The following is a 6506-nucleotide window of genomic DNA, read 5'->3' as shown; positions in this document are numbered from 1 at the left end:
GCCGCGCTCGTCGCGGCCGCCGAGACCGCGCTCGCGGAGCACTGACCGGTCGCGGATTCACGGTGGAATCCCAGACTTCTCCGCTACCATCGGCCTTGTCCCCACGAAACCGACGAACGATCGACCCGAGCCGGGAACAGGCACTCGGGCTGTCTGCCTCCTGGACGGCCGGACACTGACGCCGCGGCGGCTCCCCGCCGCATGGACGGGACCGCGATCCGTACCCGAGCCCACTGGACTGGAGTAGTGACGATGGCTGTCCACCCGCTGGTACGCACCGTGGCCGAGGCCTTCCTCCGCGACGTCGACGACGAGTTCCCCGGGCTGGTCGAGGGCCTCTACCTCACCGGGTCGGTGGCCCTGGGCGACTTCCGTCCGCACGCCAGCGACATCGACTTCGTGGTGGTGACCTCCGCCCCCCTGTCCGAGGCCCAGCGGACCGCGATGCGCCGGGTCCACTCCCGCATCCGCGCCCGCTTCCCCCGCCCCCACTTCAACGGCATCTACGTCACCTGGGACGACCTCGCCGCCGACCCGCAGCACTGCGGTCCGGTGGCCTCCGTGCTCGCCGGCCGGTTCCGGGTGCGGGCCAGCGCCGACGTCAACCCCGTCACCTGGCGGGTGCTGGCCGAACGCGGGGTGGCGATGCGCGGCCCGCGGCCCGCCGAGGTGGACGTCTGGGACGAGCCCGGCACGCTGCGGGCGTGGTCGCTGGGCAACCTGGAGGAGCACTGGCGGCGGTGGCGCGCCACGGCGGGGCGGCTGGTCACCCCGCGCGGCCTCGCGGTGCTGGGGTCCCTGGCGCCGTCCTGGAGCGTGCTCAGCGTCAGCCGCCTCCACTTCACCCTGCGCACCGGGGAGATCACCTCCAAGTCGGGCGCGGGCTTCTACGCGCTGCACGCCTTCCCCGAGCGGTGGGAGCGCATCGTCAACGAGTGCCTGCGCATCCGCCGCAACTCGGCGCTGCCCTCGCTGTACCGCAACGCGCTGGAGCGGCGCCGCGCGGCCCTGGACTACATCGAGATGGTGCTCGACGACGCGCTGTCGCTCCGTCCGGCCTGAGCGGGCCTCCCGCCCGCCGGGACCCGCCCCGCCGACGCTCTACCCTTGGTCCCATGACCAAGCGCGCCATCGTCCTGTTCGGCGACCCGGTACTGACCACGCCGACCACCCCGATCACGACCTTCGACCGGCACACCAAGGCCCTGGTCCGCGACCTGCTGGACACCGTCGACGCGCCCGGCCGCGCCGGGGTCGCCGCCACCCAGATCGGGGTGGGCCTGCGCGCGTTCAGCTACAACGTCGAGGGCCGGATCGGCTACGTCATCAACCCCGAGATCGTGGAGCTGTCGGAGGAGACCCAGGACGACGGCAACGAGGGCTGCCTGTCGGTGCCCGGCCTGTGGTACCCGACCCGGCGGGCCCTGCGCGCCGTGGTCAAGGGGGTCGACCTGCGCAACGAGCCGGTCACCCTGGAGGGCACCGGCCTGATGGCGCGCTGCCTACAGCATGAGACGGATCACTTGGACGGGCTGCTCTACCTGGACCGGCTGGACCGGGAGACCCGGCGCGCCGCCATGCGCGAGATCCGCCGCTCGCCGTGGTTCCTGCGCGCCCACGAGGCTTCGGAGCCTGCCCCGCCCCTTCCGTCCGCCTTCGGCGGAAACCTCTCCTCCGCCGCGGCCCCGTACGGGCCGGTTGGAGGCGCCGACTAGGCATATCACAGAAAGATCTCATAGGGTCTGCTCAGCATCACGTGGCCCCTGGGAAACCCCCGCCCCTTTTCTCGTACGGCCACAGGTCCCTCCCACGGAGCAAGTCAAGTGAGCAGATCCGCTGTTTCCTCCCCTCCGTCCTCCGTTCGGCGCCGCGGCGCCGTCGTCCTCACCGCGCTGGCCGTGTTCCTCCTGGCGTTCTCCTCCCCCGGGTACGCCGACCCGGAGGAGGACGAGCTGTCGCTGGACGAGCTGAACGAGCGGGCCCAGGCCCTGGAAGAGGAGTACAACGCCGAACTCGTGCAGTACACCAGCGCCAAGGAGGAGGCCGAGAAGGCCGCCGACGAGGTGGAACGGCTCGCAGACGAGCTGGAGGAGGCGCGCGAGGACGTGGCGCTGATCGCGGCCAGCCAGTACAAGAGCGGCAGCTTCGACCCTGTCATCGAGATCATGGTGAGCAGCTCGCCCGAGCAGATGCTCTCCGACGCGGCCCTGCTCGGCCAGGTCTCCCACATCAGCGGCGCGCGGGTGGCCAACCTGACGCAGTTGAAGGAGGAGGCCGACCAGGCCAAGGAGGAGGCCGACGCGAAGCTGGCCGAGGCCAAGGACCTGATCGAGGACCTGGAGGCGCAGCGCGACGAGGTGCTCGAAAAGATCGAGAAGTACGAGTCCCAGCAGGTGCCCGCCACCACCGGCACCGGCAGCGTGCCCGACAGCGCGCGCGGCTGGGGCTTCGACGGCGCGACCCCGCGCATGGCGGCGATCCGCGACGAGATCATCAGCACCTTCGGCGCCCCCTACCCGGTGGGCTGCCTGCGCCCCGGCGACTCCGGCGAGCACGGCTCGGGCCGGGCCTGCGACTTCATGATGAGTCCGGGCGGTGTCATGCCCACGGCGGCCAACCGTGACCTGGGCTGGCGGATCGCCGAGTACGCCAAGGCCAACGCCGACCGCCTCGGAGTCATGTACGTGATCTGGGAGCAGAAGATCTGGGACTCCCGCAACCCGGGCGCGGGCTGGAAGCCGATGTCCGACCGCGGCAGCATCACCCAGAACCACTACGACCACGTGCACATCTCGTCGTACTGACCCGGGCGGAGTACCCCGCCGCCGCGCGGGGCACTCCGGCGCGGGCCGCGGCCGCCCAGCCCCGCGTTTCGCCCGTCGCCGCACAAAGCACGGAAAAAGCAAAGATCACGGGTTTCCCGGCACAGCGGTCTTGTTATATCCGACCCCACGGGTGACGGTGGAGGTGCTCCGTGTCACAGGGGAGACACGGCGCTGTCACCTCGGGGGGAGTGGTGATCATGGCGGACAGATCCGGTTCCGCGGCCGCCGGCAGGGCAGCCACGGCCGACCGGCCCCGCGACATCCGCAACGTGGTCCTGGTCGGCCATTCCGGAGCGGGCAAGACGACCCTGGTCGAGGCGCTGCTGGCGGCCTCCGGCGTGCTCGGCCGCCCCGGCCGGGTCGAGGACGGCACCACCGTCAGCGACTACGACGAGTTCGAGGTGCGCCAGCAGCGTTCGGTGAACCTCGCCGTGGCCCCGCTGCTGGTGGACGGGGTGAAGGTCAACCTGCTGGACACCCCGGGGTACGCGGACTTCGCCGGGGAGCTGCGCGCGGGGCTGCGCGCCGCCGACGCCGCCCTGTTCGTGGTCTCGGCCGTGGACGGGATCGACGGCCCCACCCGGATGCTGTGGGAGGAGTGCGCCGCGCTGGGCGTGCCGCGCGCCGTCGCCGTCACCAAGATCGACCACCACCGTGCCGACTTCTTCGAGGCGGTCGCCCAGTGCCAGGCCGAGTTCGGCGAGGGCGTGCTGCCCGCCTACGTCCCGGTGTTCCACGGCGAGGGCGAGTCGCGTGAGGTGCGCGGCCTGCTGGGGCTGCTCTCCGAGCGCTACTACGACTACTCCGGCGGCTCCCCGGTGGAGCGGACGCCCGAGCCGGAGCTGCTCGCCGAGTACGCGTCGCTGCGGGCCGCCCTGCTGGAGGGGGTGATCCAGGAGAGCGAGGACGAGACGCTCATGGACCGCTACATGGCCGGGGAACCCCTGGACCGCGCGATGCTCGTCGCCGACCTGGAGGCGGCGGTGGCGCGCGGCAGCTTCCACCCGGTGCTGGCGTTGTCCGCGCTGAGCGGGGTGGGCGTCCCCGAGCTGCTGCGGGAGCTGCCGCTGGCCTGTCCCAGCCCGCTGGAGCGGCCGCTGCCGCCGGTGACCACCCCCTCCGGCAGGGAGGTCGGCGGGCTGGGCTGCGACCCGGACGGGCCGCTGCTGGCCCAGGTGGTCAAGACGGTCAGCGATCCGTACGTGGGGCGGGTGAGCCTGGTCCGGGTGTTCTCCGGGACGCTCCACCCCGACCAGACGGTGCACGTGTGCGGGAGCGGGATGACCTCCCCCGAGCGCGCGGGGGCGGAGAGCGACGAGCGGATCGGCCCGCTGGCGGTCCCGCTGGGCCGCCAGACCCAGCCGGTCGGGCGGGTCGTCGCCGGAGACCTGTGCGCGATCGCGAAGCTGGCGGGGGCCGAGACCGGGGACACCCTCTCCGCGCCGGAGCGCCCGCTGCGGCTCGCCCCCTGGGAGTGCCCCGAGCCGCTGCTGCCCACCGCGATACGCGCCGAGCACGCCGCCGACGAGGACCGCCTCTCCCAGGCGGTGTCCCGGCTGCTCTCCGAGGACCCCGCGCTGCGGGTCGAGGTCAACTCCGAGACCCACCAGATGGTGCTGTGGTGCCAGGGCGAGGCCCACCTGGCCCTGGCGCTGGACCGGCTCTCGCGCCGCCACGGGGTGGCGGTGCGCACCGAGGAGGTCGTCGTGCCGCTGCGGGAGACCTTCGCCGTCCCCGCCCAGGGGCTGGGCCGCAACGTCAAGCAGAGCGGCGGGCACGGCGAGTACGGCATCTGCCGGATCAGGGTGGAGCCGTTGCCGTCCGGTTCGGGGCTGGAGTTCGTGGACGAGACCGTGGGCGGGGTGGTGCCGCGCCAGTACGTCCCCTCGGTGGAGAAGGGGGTGCGCGCCCAGATGGAGCAGGGGGTGCACCCCGGATACCCGATCGTGGACCTGCGGGTGACGCTGTACGACGGCAAGGCGCACTCGGTGGACTCCTCCGACACGGCCTTCCAGAAGGCGGGCCGGCTCGCCCTGCGGGACGCGGCGGACCGGTCCCGGCTGACGGTGCTGGAGCCCGTGGACCTGGTGTCGGTGCTGGTGCCCGAGGAGTACCTGGGCGCGGTGATGAGCGACCTGTCGGCGCGCCGCGGCCGGGTCCTGGGCAGCGATCCGGCCCCCGGCGGGCGGATGCTGATCAAGGCCGAGGTCCCGCAACTGGAGATCGTCCGCTACGCCGTGGAGCTGCGGTCGCTCTCGCACGGGACCGGCACGTTCACCCGGAGGTACCTGCGGCACGAGCCGCTGCCGCAGCACCTGGCCCGGGAGTACGCGGCGGCCGGGCGCTGAGCGGCCGCGGGACCGGTCCGGGCGTTCAGAAGACCCGTCCGGGCCGGTCCCGGTTGTGCAGCGCGGCGAAGCGCCAGGTGTTGATCGGGTGGGTGGACAGCAGGTTCACCAGCATCACGAAGAACCCCTGGTCGGTGCGGGCCTGCTCGGCGATCTCCGCGAAGTCCACCTTGCCGTACAGGTACTTGCCCGCGGCCAGCACGGTCAGGCCGTGCGCGCCCTCGGGGCAGAAGCGGTGGGCGTGGTTGTCCGCGGTGTACTCCTGCGCCCGGCTGAGGGAGCTGCCGAGGCCGGGGATGACGTTGGCGATGGACACGCCGAACTGCCGCCAGAACGAGGCGTGCCCCGCGGCGATGTGGCCCACCTCGTGCCCGATGACGAACCGGAGCGCGTCGGAGTCGCCGTTGCGGATGCCGATCTCGAACAGGTCGCTGGTGATCGCGACGTAGCGGCGGAACCCGTGCCCGGAGGCGAACGCGTTGACCTGTCCGTGGCCCAGGACCACGTAGGCGTCGGGGGGCCGCGGCAGACCGAGGGTGCGGGCCGCGTCGACCACCATCTGGTACGCCTCGGGGAACTGGTGCTCGGTGATGCGCACGCCGTTGACCCGCTGCCGCGCGTACAACTGGCCGCGGACGAAGAAGACCAGCGCCGGGACGAGGAGGACCAGCAGCGGCTGGGTGCTGTTCTCGGAGAGCGCCCGGTCGATCGTGCCGACCACGGTGAGGCCGGTGACGGCCACGCAGATCCACAGCAGCAGGTTCTCCTGCGGGTGGCGCAGCGACCGGTTCAGCTTCCGGTCTCCCCAGCCCCAGAGTGTCATGCGGCCATTCTGTCGATTTGCCGGGGCCGCCGCAGCGGTCGGCGGGGGCCGTGCCGCGGGCCGTCCCCCGCTGGGGACGGCCCGGGGAGGTCAGTAGCGGTACTCGTCCGACTGGCCTTCGGAGGGCGGTGGGGCGTCGACCGGCCGCCCCGAGGGGGGCGGCGCGGGGAACGCGGGGCCGGCGGGCGGACGGAACGAGCTCGACGGCCCGGTCTGGGTGCCCTGTGTCGGACCCCGCAGGGGCGGCGGGGGGTCGTTGAGCAGGGCGGCCATGTCGGCCTGCTGGGTGGACTCGCCCTCGTCGTCGGAGAGCAGCGCCGCCATGTCCGCATGCTGGGTCGACTCGCCCTCGTCGTCGGTCAGCAGCGCCGCCATGTCCGCATGCTGGGTCGACTCGCCCTCGTCGTCGGTCAGCAGCGCCGCCATGTCCGCATGCTGGGTCGACTCGCCCTCGTCGTCGGTCAGCAGCGCCGCCATGTCCGCATGCTGCGTCGACTCGCCCTCGTCGTC

General features: G+C 72.6%; 5 protein-coding genes and 1 pseudogene. 4 read left to right on the top strand and 2 right to left on the bottom strand.

From position 1 onward, the window contains the following. Nucleotides 1-252: 252 nt before the first annotated feature. The 4 genes from AC529_RS17170 to AC529_RS17155 all read left to right on the top strand — a co-directional run bounded on the left by AC529_RS17170 (nucleotide 253) and on the right by AC529_RS17155 (nucleotide 5173). Complete coding sequence (locus tag AC529_RS17170; RefSeq protein ID WP_068758391.1) at nucleotides 253-1062, top strand: nucleotidyltransferase domain-containing protein; 810 nt, start codon at nucleotides 253-255, stop codon at nucleotides 1060-1062. Nucleotides 1063-1115: 53 nt separating this feature from the next. Further along, the gene (def, locus tag AC529_RS17165; RefSeq protein WP_068758390.1) at nucleotides 1116-1715 is read left to right on the top strand and encodes a peptide deformylase; all 600 of its coding nucleotides are present in this window, start codon (nucleotides 1116-1118) and stop codon (nucleotides 1713-1715) included. A gap of 108 nt (nucleotides 1716-1823) precedes the next feature. Continuing rightward, on the top strand, nucleotides 1824-2804 hold the full coding sequence (locus AC529_RS17160) for a coiled-coil domain-containing protein (protein WP_068758389.1): 981 nt from the start codon (nucleotides 1824-1826) through the stop codon (nucleotides 2802-2804). A gap of 218 nt (nucleotides 2805-3022) precedes the next feature. Further along, nucleotides 3023-5173 carry an elongation factor G-like protein EF-G2 gene (locus tag AC529_RS17155; RefSeq protein ID WP_068758459.1) on the top strand — a complete coding sequence of 717 codons (2151 nt, stop codon included), beginning with the start codon at nucleotides 3023-3025 and terminating at the stop codon, nucleotides 5171-5173. Nucleotides 5174-5198: 25 nt separating this feature from the next. On the opposite strand, the gene AC529_RS17150 is transcribed toward AC529_RS17155, so the two are convergent. Both AC529_RS17150 and AC529_RS21025 read right to left on the bottom strand, forming a co-directional pair. Further along, nucleotides 5199-5996, bottom strand: a complete 798-nt coding sequence (locus AC529_RS17150; protein ID WP_068758388.1) for a M48 family metallopeptidase — start codon at nucleotides 5994-5996, stop codon at nucleotides 5199-5201. 90 nt (nucleotides 5997-6086) lie between these two features. Further along, nucleotides 6087-6506, bottom strand: a pseudogene (locus AC529_RS21025) (amidohydrolase); the annotation flags it as partial.

This window comes from Thermobifida cellulosilytica TB100, assembly GCF_001517975.1.
GTDB lineage: Bacteria > Actinomycetota > Actinomycetes > Streptosporangiales > Streptosporangiaceae > Thermobifida > Thermobifida cellulosilytica.
This window is presented reverse-complemented; position numbering and strand designations above follow the sequence as displayed.